Consider the following 13,841-nt stretch of genomic DNA (forward strand, 5'->3'; position numbering starts at 1 on the left):
CGGCACGGCGCTTTCCCGGCCATCGGGAACCCGCGGCCGCCGTCACCCGCACGCGAGAATCCCCTTCATCTTCGCAATGCGCACCACCGAGTCGTCCACGCGGTCGATCGGCAGCGCGCCCGAATCCACCTCCTGCTCCAGCCTGTCGAGCACCGCGGGCACCTGGTCCGTGGTGAGCCACAGGGCGACGTCGGCGCCGGCCCCCAGCGCGGCGGCCACGGCGTCCGGCACCGAGTACGTGTCGCTGATGGCGCCCATACCGGACAGGTCGTCGGTGAAGATCACCCCGTCGAACGGCGGCGCACCGTATCCGGTGCCGTCGCGCAGCAGCGCCATCGCCGCGGGGCTGAGGCTGGCGGGGACGCCGTCGGTGAGCCCGGGCACGTCCAGGTGTCCCACCATGACGCCCACGTCGGGCTGCTCGGCGATGAGCTGCCGGAACGGCTCCAGGTCACTGTTCTGAAGCTGCGCCAGCGGGGGCACCGACACGGCGCCGTTGTGCGAGTCGCCGCTGGACGACCCGTGCCCGGGGAAGTGCTTGATCACCGGGTGCACCCCGGCGTCGCGCAGCCCGCGCGCCACCGCGCCCGCGTAGACGGCGACGGTCTGCGGGTCGTCGCTGTAGGAGCGGTCGCCGATGACGGCGTCGTCAGGCTGGGCGCTGACGTCCGCGTCGGGCGCGAAGTCGACGGTGATGCCGAGCGCGCGCAGCTTCCTGCCCCGCTCGAGCGCCATCCGGTACGCTTCGTCGACGCTCATCGTGCGCGCCACCTCGCGCGCCGAGGGCGCGGGCCCGATGAGGTCGGCGACCCGCGAGACGCGTCCGCCCTCCTCGTCGATCGTGATCATCGGCGGCGGCGCGGCGATGTCCGCGTCGTGCACGGCGGCGACGCCCCCGCCGGTGAGCATCGACGGGTCGGTCCAGCTGCCCACGAACACGCCGCCCACCTGCTCGGAGGTGACGACGTCGAGCGCGTCCTGCGTGCCGGTGACGCCCACCACCAGCATCTGCGCCAGCTTCTGCCGGGTGCTCAGCGAGGCGAGAAGGTCGGAACCGTCGCACGCGTACGGGGCGCCGGCGGCCGGCGTCGCGGCGCCCCCGGCGGCGGTGGTGGCGCTCTGCGGCTGCGCGGACGGGCCGGTCTGCGACGTGCCGGTCGCCGCAGAGACGGCGGCCCCGTCGCCCGCACCACCGGAGCCGCAGGCCGCCGCGGTCACCGCGAACACCGCGACGAGCGCGGCGATGCCAGATCGCCGCACTCCCCCGCGCCTGTCACCGAACACCATTACCGTGTCTCCTTCACGTACCGCCACGTACCGTCGTGCCCCACGGCTCCGAGCACCGTACCGCGAACCGGAGAAACCCCCCGTCGTCCGCGGCGCCGGTAGTAGGTTCGTCGATGAACACACCGCAACCATTTCGACCGAAAGCGCAGGTGACAGCAAATGTCCACCGAACCGGCCGATCTCATCGTAATCGCGTACGACGGCACCGAGAACGCCCGGCGCGCCATCCGGTACGCGGGCCGGTTCCTCGCCGCCGAACGCGCGATCCTGGTGACGGTGTGGGAGCCGATGGTGCGGCAGGCGGCGCGGATGTCGGGGCTGTCCGGGATGATGCAGCCGGACTGGCTGCCCGACGACGACACCGAGGACATCGCGCACGTCGAGGCGCGGGAGGTGGCCGAGGAGGGGCTGCAATTGGCCGCCGAGGCCGGCCTCACAGCGGAGGCCCGGTGCATCGAATCCGGCACCACCGTGTGGACCACCATCGTGGAGATCGCCGACGAGCTCGACGCGGACGTCATCGTCACCGGCACCCGCGGCACCACTGGCCTGCGCTCGCTCATCCACTCCAGCACGGCCGACCAGGTGCTGCGCCACAGCCACCGGCCGGTGATGATCGTCCCCCCGGGCAAGTGAGCGGGCTTGCGCAGCGCCGGCGATAGCCCCGGCGGCGGGGTGGACTCCGGCCGCTCCGGCATCGCGGCGGGCTTCCTGCTCTCCGGCCCGGGCGGGACGGTGTCGGCCGCCGGCCGCGCCCGCGCGTTCGACGACGCCCGCGCCGCTGCGGCGGCGCTCCGTTCGGGCGCCGCCGCCATGGTGGTGGGCGCGCTGCCGTTCGACCCCGAGACCCCCGCCGCGCTCACCGTCCCCGAGTCCATCACCCGGTCGTCCGGCACGTGGGTGCCGCATCCCGACGCGCCGCGGCTGATCCCCGACGCCCTCGGCGTGCGCGTGACCGGGTACGTGCCCAGCGCCGAGGAGCACCTGGCACGCATCGGACGCCTGCTGCACCGCGTCGATAACGGCGAGCTGGACAAGGTCGTCGCCGCCCGCGCAGTGCTGCTGGAGGCCGACGGCCCCATCTCGCGCACCGCGCTGCTCGCCCGCCTGGTGGCCGGCGACCCCGCGGGCAACGGGTTCACCGTCGACCTGACCCCCGCCGGAGGACGCTACGCCGGGCGGGCGCTGGTCGGCGCCAGCCCGGAGACCCTCGTGCGGCGGCGCGGGCGGCGTGTCGAGTGCCGCCCGCTGGCGGGCACGGCCGCGCGGACGCGCGGAACAGCGCTGGCAGACGGTGCGCCGCAAGCCTGCGGCCCCGACGGCGACCCGGCCGCACGCGCGCTGCTGGACTCCGGGAAGAACCTGCGCGAGCACGCCTTCGTCGTCGACTGGATCCGCGGCGCCCTGGCGCCGCTGTGCAGCGAGCTCACCGTGCCGCCCACGCCGACGCTGCACTCGACGCCGCACCTGTGGCACCTGGGCACCGAGATCTCCGGCACCCTCGCCGACCCGTCCACCAGCGCCCTGGACCTGGCGCTGGCTCTGCATCCCACCCCCGCGGTGTGCGGGACGCCCACCGACCGCGCGCTGGCCGCGATCCGCGAGACCGAGGAACCCCGCGGCTTCTACGCGGGGGCGGCGGGCTGGTGCGACTCCGACGGCGACGGTGAATGGGTGGTGGCGATCCGCTGCGCCGAACTCGCGCCGGACCGGCGCAGCGCGCTGGCGCACGCGGGCGGCGGGATCGTGACCGGGTCGCGGGCCGACGACGAACTGGCCGAGACCGACGCCAAGCTGCGCACGCTCCGCCGGGCGTTGGGAGCGTGACGCCCGTCCGGGTGATAACTTTGGGACCAACGATCCCGAGGAGCCTTCATGAAGTTCACTGTGCCCGCAGTCGTCAGCGCGGTCATCGGCGTGGCGGTCGCTCTCGCGGTGGTCATCCCCGTGACCTCGGCCATCGAGGGCACTTCGCGTCCCGACACCGCCGCATCGGCCAACCCGTCGGACGCCCAGGTCCAGTACGGCACCCGCTGACCCGGGCGTCCTGAGCATCACCTTCCCGCGCGGGCGCCGCCCGCGCCCCGGTCCCCCGTCCCCTGCCGAGGATCCACCGTGCACGGAGGACGGCGTCGTCGTCGCCCCGGTCCCCCGCCGGTGGCTGCTGATCGTATCGGCGGTTCTCCTGGTGGCGGCGCTGTGCCAGTCTCCGGGCCGCATCGTCGCGGACACCAAGCTGGACCTCACCGCGAATCCGCTCGGTTTCCTGGCGCGCGCGGCACACCAGTGGTCGTCGATCGCCCCGCTCGGCCAGGTGCAGAACCAGGCCTACGGCTATTTCTTCCCGCACGGCGCGTTCTTCGCGCTCGGCGACCTGGCGCACATCCCCCCGTGGGTGACGCAGCGCCTGTGGTGGGGGCTGCTGCTCGCCGTGGGCTTCTGGGGCGTGGTCCGGGTCGCCGAGGCGCTGGGCATCGGCAGCCGGACGTCCCGCATGGTCGCGGCCGCGGCGTTCGTGTTCGCACCCCGCGTGCTCACCACCATCGGCCCGATCTCCTCGGAAACGCTGCCGGTGATGCTGGCGCCCTGGGTGCTGCTGCCGGTGATCCGGGCGCTCGACGGCGGGGATCCGGGCGGGACGGGCGACAGGGGCGGCCTCGGCGCTGCCGGGGCGCGGCCCGCGTCGATGCGCATGCTCGCCGCCCGGTCGGCGGCGGCGGTGGCGCTGATGGGCGCCGTCAACGCCGTGGCCACGGGCTTCGCCTGCCTCATCGCCGGGCTGTGGTGGGCCGCGCACCGGCCCGACGCCCGTTGGCGCCGCTTCACCGCCTGGTGGGTGCCCATGCTGGCGCTCGCCTGCCTGTGGTGGCTCGTGCCGCTGTGGCTGCTGGGACAGGTGAGCCCGCCGTTCCTCGACTTCATCGAATCCTCCTCCACCACCACCCGGTTCGCGTCACTGCCCGAGGTGCTCCGCGGCACCAGCTCGTGGACCCCCTTCATCTCCCCGTCCACCGCCACCGGGGTGCCGCTGGTCAGCGAGCCGATACTCGTGCTGGCCACCGGCCTGCTCGCCGCCGCCGGACTCGCGGGGCTGGCGATGCGGCGCATGCCCGCGCGCGGGCGCCTGCTGCTGATCCTGCTGGTGGGCCTGGCGGGGATGACCATCGGCTACGACGGGGCGCTGGGCTCCGCGGTGGCGGACCAGGTGCGCGCGTTCCTCGACGGCGCCGGCGCGCCGCTGCGCAACGTGCACAAGCTCGAACCGCTGCTGCGCCTGCCGCTGGTGCTGGGGCTGGCGCATCTGCTGGGTCGGGTGCCACTGCCCGGGGCGGTGCCGTGGCGCCGGGCCCGCAGCGCGCTGGCGCACCCCGAACACGAGCCGATGACGGCGGTGACCGCACTGGTGGCGGCCGCACTGATGCTGGCCTCCAGCCCGGCCTGGCTGGGCGACCTGGCACCGCCGGGCGGCTACTCCGCGATCCCCGACCACTGGCAGCAGGCGGCCGACTGGCTCACCGACCACGCGGATTCCACCGACGCCACCGCCGCGGGCATGCACCGCGCACTGGTGGTGCCGGGCGCGCCGTTCGCCATCCAGGAGTGGGGCATGACGCGCGACGAGCCGCTGCAGCCGCTGGCGGAGACGCCGTGGGCGGTGCGCGACGCCATCCCGCTCACCCCGCCGGGCGCGATCCGCGCGCTCGACGCGATCCAGCGTCAACTCGCCGACGGACGGCCGTCCGACACACTCGCCCCCACGCTACGGCGCATGGGCATCGGATACCTCGTGGTGCGCAACGACCTGGACCCCGAGCTGGCGCGGGCGCCGCGGCCGCTCGTCGTGCACGCCGCGATCGACGGCTCGCCCGGGTTGACCCGGGTCGCGGCCTTCGGCGAGCCGCCGCTGCCGTCGACGCGGCAGGTCCCGGCCCGGACGGACCCCGGTGGCCTGGACGCGGGACGCGGGGACGGCGCGGTACCGGCGGACGACGAGGTCACCGAGTTCCAGGATGCGGGCCTGCGCCAGGACTATCCCGCCATCGAGATCTACCGGGTCGGCGCCGACCCGGTCACCGTCGCGCCGTACACCGTGGGGCTCGACGAGGTCCCGGTGGTGGCCGGGGGGCCGGAGGTGCTGGCGCGCCCACGCGCCTTTCCGGCGGGCACCGTCCCCACGGGCCCGGCTCCCACTGATGCTGCGGACACACGCCCCGTCCCCGTCGTGCTCTACGCCGACGCGCGTGCCGCCGGTCTCGACCCGTCCGCCGTGGCCGTCACCGACACGCCCACCGCGCGCGAGCAGGACTACGGGCGGGTCACCGGCGGCACGTCGGGCATCCGCGCCGCCACCGACCCGCGCCGCACCCCCAACGCGGCGCCCGACTATCCCGTCCCCGGCGCCGGGCTGGTCGAGGGCCGCTGGGTGGGCGCCACCGTCACCGCGTCCGGCTCGGCGGCCGACGCCACGCAGCTGGGCGGGGTGAACCCGTCGAGCGGCACGGCGGCCGCGTTCGACGGCGACCCGACGACGAGTTGGGTCAGCGGCGGGGCGGACAGCGCCGTGGGGCAGTGGCTGCGGCTGGACCTGGACGCCCCGATCCGCTCGGGGACCCTCACCGTGCGCACCGACCGGATGGCGGTGGGCCCGCCCGTCACGGGGATCGAGGTGCAGACGGCCCGCGGCACCATGGGCGCGGCGGTGCCGGAGCCGGGCGCCGAGGTGACGGTGCCGATCCCGCCGGGCACCACGCGGTGGATCCGGATCGAGGCGGTGCGCACCGCGGACGGTACGGCCGGTCGCCAGTTCGGCCTGTCCGAGGTGTCTCTGACCACGCCCGACGGCCCCCTCGACGTGCACCGCGAGGTGGTGCTGCCGCCACCGCCGCCCCGCGCCCGGGTGACGCAGTGGAGCCTGGGCCAGGAGTTCCCGGGGCGCCGCCAATGCGCCGCCGCCGGCGGGCGGGTGCTCTGCGACACCACCCTCGGCGGCGCGGCCGAATCGCCGGGCGTGTTCACCCGCACCATCGACGCCCCGGCGGACACCCCGCTGGGTGCGGAGCTCACCGTGCGGGGACGGCCAGGGCAGGACCTCGACGCGCTGCTCACCCCGCCCGGCGGCGTGCGCGCCGAGGCCGATTCGGACATCGTCGACCCGCGCGGAAACGCGCACGCCGCCGTCGACGGCGACCCCGCCACCAGCTGGTACGCCGCGGACTCCGCCGCCCGCCACGCCACCTCGTCGCCCACCATCACCCTGCGCCTTCCCCGCGAAAGCGAGGTGGCGAGCCTGCGCGTGACCCCGCCGGCGCCCGCGCCCGGCGGACGGGACGGGCAGTCGATACCGGCCCGGCCCACCACCGTCACCGTCGACCTGGGCACCGGCCCCCAGCAGCGGACGGTGCCCGCCGACGGGATCATCGCGCTCACGCCCGCCCGCACCGACACCGTGACGGTGTCGGTGACCGACTGGCAGGAGGTCCCCGTGGACGGGGCGTTCGGGCGCCGGAAGGACCAGGCCCCCGGCATCGCCGAGCTCGCCGTCTTCGCCGGCCCGCACGGCACCGACCGCATCGGCACTGTTCCCGACCCTGACGCGCCCGTCACCGTCGGCTGCGGCGACGGCCCCGTCGTCACGCTGAACGGGCACGCGATCCGCACGTCCGTCACCGCGACGACGAGGGCGCTGCGGGACGGCGCGCCGGTCACCGCGACCGTGTGCGGCGGCGCGACCCTGCAGCCCGCCGTGGGCCCGGACCGGCTGACGGTGCAGCCCGGCGGGGCGTTCACGGTGTCCACCGTGACGCTCACGCCGCAGCCCACGGGAGGACCGACGGCCTCCGGCGGGGCCGCGGCATCGGCCCCGCAGCCCGCACACGTCGCAACCTGGGGCGACGATCACCGTGTGATGCGCGTGCCCGCGTCCGACGAGGACCGACTGCTGGTGGTGCCGGAATCGACCAACCCGGGCTGGGTGGCCGAGGACGCGTCCGGCACGGAGCTGCAGCCGATCGTCGTCGACGGATGGCAGCAGGGGTGGATCGTGCCCGCGGGCGCCGCGACCAGCGTCACGCTGACCTTTCCCAGCGACCACTGGTACCGGCTGGGTCTGTTCGGCGGGCTCGCGCTGCTGCCGCTGCTCTTCCTCGCCGCCGCGGTCCCGGCCCGGCGCCGTGAACGCACGGCGTTCGGCGCGGCGACCCGCACATGGTCGTCTACCACCGCCGGGGCGGCGGGCGTGCTGGCGGCGGGGTTCGCCGTGTCCGGGGCGGCCGGGGTGGCGGTGACGGCGGCGGGCCTCGCGGCCTCCGCCGCGGGACCCCTGTGGGCACGGCGGATCCGGGCCGGCGGCGGGCGCGGTGGTGTCGCGGCCCGGTGCGCCCGGGTGTTCGCGACGGGGCGCGCGTGGCCGGTGGTCGCCGGAGCGGGCCTCATGCTCTCCGTCGGCGTGCTGGCGACGGGGCCGTGGCTCTCGGGGATGCCCTATCAGGGGCACTCGCCGTGGGCTCAGGTCTTCGCGCTGATCGGCGTGGCGGCGGCCGGGGTGTCCGCGGTGCCCGTCTCCGGGCGGGTGCGCGCAGGGGCCCGGCGCATGGTGTCCCGGCGCGCCTCCCAGCGCACCAGGGCGCGGCGCGCCGGCTCCTCCACCAAGGCGTAGGACGCCGCCGAGACGAGGATGCTGAGCACCAGCGTCGCGACCCACACGAACAGCATGTGCCCACCGAACATCGGCAGGCCGAAGGCGGGGAACACCATGGCCAGGACGGCGACGTGCCACAGGAACAGCGCGTACGACCAGCGTCCCAGGGCCAGCGCCACGGGGCTCGACAGCCACCGGTGCGCGCCGCGGTCGCGCCCGCCGCCGGGCGCCGCGAGCGTCAACGGCGCCAGCAGCGCGAATCCGATGACCGCGCCGAGCCCGATCTTGCACGCGTACTGCCAGGGCGCGGGCTCCACCAGGCCCGGCGGCCCCGCCAGGTCGGTGCACGCCAGCGCGTAGGCGGCGAGGGCCACGCCCAGCATCGGCACGGGCCGCGCGAGGAGCCGGCGCAGCCGCCCGGGTCGCTGCGCGGCCGATGCCGGCATCATCGCCGCCGCGGCCAGTTCCGCCAGCACCATCCCCGCAGCGAACCAGGCGGCATGCCCCTGCAGCCACGTGTCCGTGTTGACCCCGTCCGGGACCGGAAGATCGACGTACCCCCAGAACAGCCCCGCCACGCCCACCGCGGCGAGAAGGGGCACGCGCAGCCGGGTCCGCCCGCCCCGCAGGCGGACCATCAGCCAGGCCACCAGCGGCAGCACCAGGTAGAACGTCATCTCCACCGACAGGCTCCACAGCTGCGTGAGCCCCGCCGTCAACGCGTACGGCACGTACACCTGCGTGAGCGTGAGGTTGGCGAACCAGGTGGAGACGGACGCCGTGGCGGAACCCGTCCCGCCGCCGACAGGCAACAGCCACAGCACCGCGACGACGAGCACCAGGTAGGCGGGCATGATGCGCACCAGCCGCGACCGGTAGTAGCGGGCCGTCGGGGGCCGCGGACGCAATCCGCGTGCGGCCTGGGCGTGCGGGCGCCACAGGAGGAAGCCGGAGAGCGCGAAGAACAGCGCCACCGCCAGGTCGAGCCGCCCGAAGACACGGCCCGCCACCGAATCCACCGCGTTGCCCGTCTGGAATGCGACGTGGGTGGTCATGACACCGACCGCGGCGAGCGCGCGCATCCCCTCCAGCGCGGGGATGAACCCGCCGCGGGCGGCCCCGCCGCGCGCCGCCGTTCCCGCCGCGCCCGTCCCGGCGCCCGCCCTCGCAGTCATCGCGCTCCAGTATGCCGCTCCGCGGTTCCCCGGGCCGGTCCGGCGACCCGGGGACTTCACCGGACGGACCGGCGGACGCCGCCGTGCTGTTAGTCTCACGTCCAACGTGTACTCATCCCGCGCAGCGCGTGCGCGGCGCGCCGTGTCGGGTTGCGCGCCGCGCCCGGTGCCAGGAGACACAATGTGAGGGGCCGCAAGGTGCGGGGCCAGAGCGTGAGGACACGACACCGGGCCCGCGCGGCACCAGGCCCAACGACGACAACCCGCCCGGGCCGGGCGGGACACGAGGAGCGGGGATGGCGAAGAAAAGGCTCGGCAGTGCGGGGATCGTCGCCTGCATTCTGATCGGCCTCGGCGTGTTCCTGGTGGTGGTGGCCATCATGCTGCCCACCTACACCAAGAGCAAGGCGCTCAAGACGCCGCTCGACCTGCACGTGGAGACGGTCGCCACCGGCAAGGGCGCGGTGCTCGACGCGTCGTCCCTGGTGGCGGGCGCGCCCGAGGTGGCGCACGACGTACCGCTCAAGGCCGTCCGCAACGTCACCGTGCAGGACCCGTCCAACGCGGACATCATCACCGTGCAGGCGGGCCAGCGGCTGCTGCGCACGGACAAGCCGGCCCCCAAGTCCGACGCGCCCACCGCCCGGGACCCGCGCCTGATCAACGCGACCGTCGACAAGGTCACGCTGGACCGCGTCACCTCCATGCCCATCAACAACCCGGAGAGCCCCAACGGCGTCTGGACGGACGCGGGCGGGCAGATGGACCCGGTCCCCCGCGAGGGACTGCAGTACAAGTTCCCGTTCGACGTGGAGAAGAAGTCGTACCCGTACTTCGACCTGACCTCGCGCACCACGCACCCGATCGACTTCGCCGGCGAGGAGGAGATCGACGGGATGACGGTCTACCACTTCACCCAGGACATCGCACCGGTCGACCTCAGCAAGACCGTGGGCGGCACCTCGGACAAGCTGACGATCCCGGCGGAGGCGCTGGGCGTCACCGGCGAGGGCGACGTCGAGGTGCACCGCTTCTACACCAACCAGCGCGACCTGTGGGTGGACCCGGTGACCGGCGTCATCGTCAAGGGCCGCGAGGTGATCAACCAGTACTTCGCCCGCAGCGCCGACGACGACGCCCGCATCACGGCGCTGTCGATCAGCCCCCAGACCGGGCTGACCTTCGACCAGAACACCATCGACTACCAGCTGCAGCAGGCACGTGACGGTCAGGACAAGATCGAGCTCGTGACCTTCACGATCCCGCTGATCGCCGGCATCGTCGGCGCGCTCGTCCTGCTGGCCGGCCTGATTCTGGGATTCCTCAAGACGGGCCGGTCCGGCCGACGCGACGACGACCGGCACGAGCCGCCCACCGAGCAGATCCCGACCTACTGACGGTGCGGGCCTCGCCCTCCGGGGGCCGCAGCGACAACAGCACCGCCACCGTGACCGCCGCGGTCGTGCCCAGCGCACACGCCGCGGCAGTCACGGCCATCCGCGTCACCGACGACGCGGCCGCCAGCGCCGCGCCCTCCACCGCCAGCCCCGCCCAGGCGAGCACCGCCAGACGCGTCGCGTCACGGGCGATCGCCGACAGCAACGCCCCCTGCAGCACCGCGAACGCGGCGCCAACGAGCGCGAACAGCCACACCAGCCCCACCACCGGCCGGTACTGCTCCCCCACCAGCACCGGAACCAACGGTGCCGCCGCGGCAGCGCAAGCCACCACCGCCACTCCCAGGCCTGCGAGCACGGCCAGCGTGACGCGCACCGCCCGCAGCGAATGCTCGGGGCGCGCCATCCGCGGGTAGAGCACCACCCCCACCGCGGCGGGCAGCCAGAACGCGGCCTTGGTGGCCACCGCCCCCATCGCGTACACGCCCGCGTCGGTCTCGGACAGCACCACGCGGGCCATCATCAAGTCGATGGACGTGAGCAGCATGAGCACCAGCTGCACCTGCGACGCGCGCAGCACCGACGCCGTCGCCCCGACCGTCGGGGAAGCGTTCTCCACACCGTCCGCCCCGGCGTCCGACGCTGGCCGCCCGTTGCGGGCCGGGCCGTCGCGGGCGACGACCGCGCGTGCCAGGACCACCGCCGCGGCCGTCCCCGCAGTGCCGGCCGCCAGCGCCGCCGTGGCCCCCGCGCCCGCGAGCAGCACGACGGCCGCCGGCAGCACCTTGCCCACGCCCGCGGCGCCGAGCACCACACCCAGCGCCGGGAAACGCTCGTGCCCCTGGAGCGTGCCCTGCTCGCCGGCGAGCAGCACCAGCATCGGGGCCATCGCCATCGCCGCGGCGGCCGCCGGCACCGGCGTGTCGAGCAGCGCGGCGGGCAGTGGCGTCGCCACCGCCGCGAGCACCGTGACGACCGCGGCGGTGCGATAGGTCAGCGCGCGCCCTGCCGCCGTGCCCGCCCGTGCTGTGCCCCGCTGCCCTGTGCCCCGCTGCCCTGTGCCCCGCTGCGCTATCTGGCGCGCGATGACCGCCTGCAACGCCAGTGCCGGAACCGCGAGCACCACCTGCGCCGTCACCAGGCTGGCGAACATCCCGTAGCCCGCGGGCATCAGCAGGCGCCCCGCCACCAGATAGAGCACGTAGGTCAATCCGTTGGCGGCCATGGCGCCCGCGGTCACCCACGTCATGCCGGCGATCGCGCCGTGGCCCGCGGCGCCCTCCCCCCGCGGCCGCCTGGCGCGGAGAGGGGACAACCACCCGTCCACCAGGGTCCGCCGGTTCGCCGTCACGCTCCCATGCTCCCAGGCGGGCCCCGCGGCGTCCGCCAGTAGTCTCTCGGTCATGCGCGCGCAGGCTCCGAAGACCGGCCCCAGCACGGGCGCCGCCCGCCGCCCGCGTCGCGCTGCGCGGGCGGCGCTGTGGCCGACCGCGCTGGCCCTCTGGCCGCTCGCGCTGGCGGTGCTCGTCGCCGGGCCGCTGCTGGGCCGCGGATACCTCCTGCTGCGCGACGCCGTGAGCACCCCCCGCTCGTTCCTCACCGACGCCGCGCTGGGCGTGTCCGACGCGGCACCTCGTGCAGTGCCGCAGGACGTCGTCGTGGCCGCCCTGTCGTCGGTCGTCGACGGCGGCATCGTCGTCAAGGCCGTATTGGTGCTGGCGTTGTGGGCCGCCGGCACGGGGGCGTCGGCGATGGTCGGCGCCCTGGTGCCCGCGCGCGGGCCCGGCCTGCGCGCGGCCGGCCTGGCCGGACAATGCACCGCGTCCACCCTGGCCGTGTGGAACCCGTACGTGGCCGAGCGCCTCCTGCAGGGGCACTGGAGCCTGCTCACCGGCTACGCCGCGCTGCCGTGGCTGGTGTGGGCGGGGGTGCGGATGCGCCGCGCCCCGGCGGTGGGGATCGGCGCCACGCTGCTCGCCCTGGCGCTCGCGGGCCTCACCCCCACCGGCGCGGTGCTGGGCGTCATCGTCGCCGTGGTCGTCGCGGGCATGCCCGGCGGGTGGCGGCGGGCCGCCCGCGTCGCCGTCGCCGTCGCCGGCTTCGCCGCGGTGGCGGCACCGTGGCTCATCACGGCGGCGGTGGCCGGGCCCGGCACCACGTCCGATCCGGCCGGAGTCGGCGCATTCGCGGCACGCGCCGAGCCGTACCTGGCCACGATCGGCAGCCTCGCCGGGCTCGGCGGCATCTGGAACGCACAAGCAGTGCCGCCGTCGCGCACCGGCGCGGGCGCGTTGCTCGGCACGCTGGCGCTCCTCGCGCTGGTCGCATGCGGCGTGCGCGGAGTGTGGCGGCGGCGCGCGCACCCGGTGATCGCGGCGGTCGCAGTGCTGGCGGTGCTGGCGGTGGCGCTGCCGGCGCTCTCGGCGACCGCGCCGGGCTCGCAGTCGCACGCTGGGCGGTGGACACCGTGCCGGGCGCGGGCCTGTTCCGCGACGCGCAAAAGTGGGTGGCGCTCGCCATGCCCGGCTACGCGCTCACCGCAGCATTGGGTGTGCGCGCGCTCGCGCGGCTGCCGCGGCGCCTGCCGGGACTCCGCGCACGCGTCGCACAGAATCGGCGCGGGAGCCGGCGCGCGGACGTGCTGTCGGCGCTCGGATCTGCGGGAGCGTGTGCGGGCGCCGCAGCCGTCTCGAGCGCGGTGCTCATCGCGGCGCTGCCGTCGCTGGCGTGGGGGGTCGGCGGCGCGCTGCGGCCCGTGCACTATCCGCCAGGCTGGGACGCGGTGCGGACGATCGTCGACGCGCCGCCCGACGACGGCGCGATGATGACCCTCCCCGCCGGGTCCTTCCGCGCGTTCCCGTGGACCCACGGCCCCGTGCTGGACCCGGCACCCCGCTACTTCCGGACCGACGTGCTCGTCACGGGCGACCTGCTCGTCGGTGACACCACGGTGGGCGGCGAGGGAGCCCGGGCACGCGCCGCCGAGCAGGCCCTGCTCGGCGGCGCGGCCCCCGCGGCGCTCGCCGAGGAGGGCGTGCGGTGGGTGCTGGTGCAGCACGGCACACCCGGCGAGTCGGGGGACAGCGCCGCCACCCTCATCCGCGCCGAGCTCGTCTACGCGGACCCGGACGTGAGCCTCTACCGGATCCCGGGGCCCGTGCCGGATCGGGGTGCCACCGCCGCGCAGCGCGGATGGGCGTGGGCCGGGCACGCGCTGTGGTTGGCCGCCGCGGCCACGGGGGCCGCGTTGCTGTGGGGTGCTGAACTGCGGAGGCGCGGGCGCGGGCGGCGATCCCGACGACGAGTTTGATCGCCCCGTGACGCTGCCGACTCATCAGCGCACGA

At 75.4% G+C, this 13,841-nt stretch carries 7 protein-coding genes and 2 pseudogenes; 6 read left to right on the forward strand and 3 right to left on the reverse strand.

What is annotated here, in order from left to right:
- Positions 1 to 42: 42 nt before the first annotated feature.
- Positions 43 to 1,287, reverse strand: coding sequence for a glycoside hydrolase family 3 N-terminal domain-containing protein (locus H4F70_RS17930; protein WP_182358196.1), 1,245 nt, complete (start codon positions 1,285 to 1,287; stop codon positions 43 to 45).
- A 159-nt stretch (positions 1,288 to 1,446) separates the two neighbouring features.
- On the opposite strand from H4F70_RS17930, the gene H4F70_RS17935 reads away from it, so the two are divergent.
- From H4F70_RS17935 to H4F70_RS17950, 4 genes are all read left to right on the forward strand, one after another.
- Positions 1,447 to 1,923 (forward strand): universal stress protein, encoded by a 477-nt coding sequence (locus H4F70_RS17935; protein ID WP_182346447.1) that lies wholly within the window; start codon positions 1,447 to 1,449, stop codon positions 1,921 to 1,923.
- A 60-nt stretch (positions 1,924 to 1,983) separates the two neighbouring features.
- The gene (locus H4F70_RS17940; RefSeq protein ID WP_372497570.1) at positions 1,984 to 3,114 is read left to right on the forward strand and encodes an isochorismate synthase; all 1,131 of its coding nucleotides are present in this window, start codon (positions 1,984 to 1,986) and stop codon (positions 3,112 to 3,114) included.
- Positions 3,115 to 3,162: 48 nt separating this feature from the next.
- Positions 3,163 to 3,324: a DUF2613 domain-containing protein gene (locus H4F70_RS17945; protein ID WP_182346446.1), complete on the forward strand. Its 162-nt coding sequence runs from the start codon at positions 3,163 to 3,165 to the stop codon at positions 3,322 to 3,324.
- Positions 3,325 to 3,475: 151 nt separating this feature from the next.
- Positions 3,476 to 7,942, forward strand: coding sequence for a DUF3367 domain-containing protein (locus H4F70_RS17950; protein WP_235681203.1), 4,467 nt, complete (start codon positions 3,476 to 3,478; stop codon positions 7,940 to 7,942).
- A 14-nt stretch (positions 7,943 to 7,956) separates the two neighbouring features.
- Here H4F70_RS17950 and H4F70_RS17955 read toward each other — a convergent pair.
- Positions 7,957 to 9,099 (reverse strand): annotated as a pseudogene (locus tag H4F70_RS17955) (acyltransferase family protein); the annotation flags it as partial.
- 296 nt (positions 9,100 to 9,395) lie between these two features.
- Here H4F70_RS17955 and pgfA point away from each other — a divergent pair.
- The gene (gene pgfA / locus H4F70_RS17960) at positions 9,396 to 10,496 is read left to right on the forward strand and encodes a cell envelope lipid trafficking protein PgfA (protein ID WP_182358197.1); all 1,101 of its coding nucleotides are present in this window, start codon (positions 9,396 to 9,398) and stop codon (positions 10,494 to 10,496) included.
- On the opposite strand, the gene H4F70_RS17965 is transcribed toward pgfA, so the two are convergent.
- On the reverse strand, positions 10,423 to 11,745 hold the full coding sequence (locus tag H4F70_RS17965) for a polysaccharide biosynthesis protein (RefSeq protein WP_235681598.1): 1,323 nt from the start codon (positions 11,743 to 11,745) through the stop codon (positions 10,423 to 10,425). The two genes, pgfA and H4F70_RS17965, sit on opposite strands and share 74 nt — an antisense overlap.
- Before the next feature lie 229 nt (positions 11,746 to 11,974).
- Here H4F70_RS17965 and H4F70_RS21240 point away from each other — a divergent pair.
- Positions 11,975 to 13,806 (forward strand): annotated as a pseudogene (locus H4F70_RS21240) (MmpA family trehalose lipid delivery protein).
- The last annotated feature ends 35 nt before the right edge of the window (positions 13,807 to 13,841 follow it).

The organism is Tomitella gaofuii, from assembly GCF_014126825.1.
Taxonomy (GTDB): domain Bacteria; phylum Actinomycetota; class Actinomycetes; order Mycobacteriales; family Mycobacteriaceae; genus Tomitella; species Tomitella gaofuii.

Bases quoted from the DNA above. Each gene is read 5' to 3' on its own strand.
- H4F70_RS17965 (WP_235681598.1), bottom strand. From the start codon at position 11,745: ATGACGTGGGTGACCGCGGGCGCCATGGCCGCCAACGGATTGACCTAC.
- H4F70_RS17930 (WP_182358196.1), bottom strand. From the start codon at position 1,287: ATGGTGTTCGGTGACAGGCGCGGGGGAGTGCGGCGATCTGGCATCGCC.
- H4F70_RS17935 (WP_182346447.1), top strand. From the start codon at position 1,447: ATGTCCACCGAACCGGCCGATCTCATCGTAATCGCGTACGACGGCACC.
- H4F70_RS17945 (WP_182346446.1), top strand. From the start codon at position 3,163: ATGAAGTTCACTGTGCCCGCAGTCGTCAGCGCGGTCATCGGCGTGGCG.
- pgfA (WP_182358197.1), top strand. From the start codon at position 9,396: ATGGCGAAGAAAAGGCTCGGCAGTGCGGGGATCGTCGCCTGCATTCTG.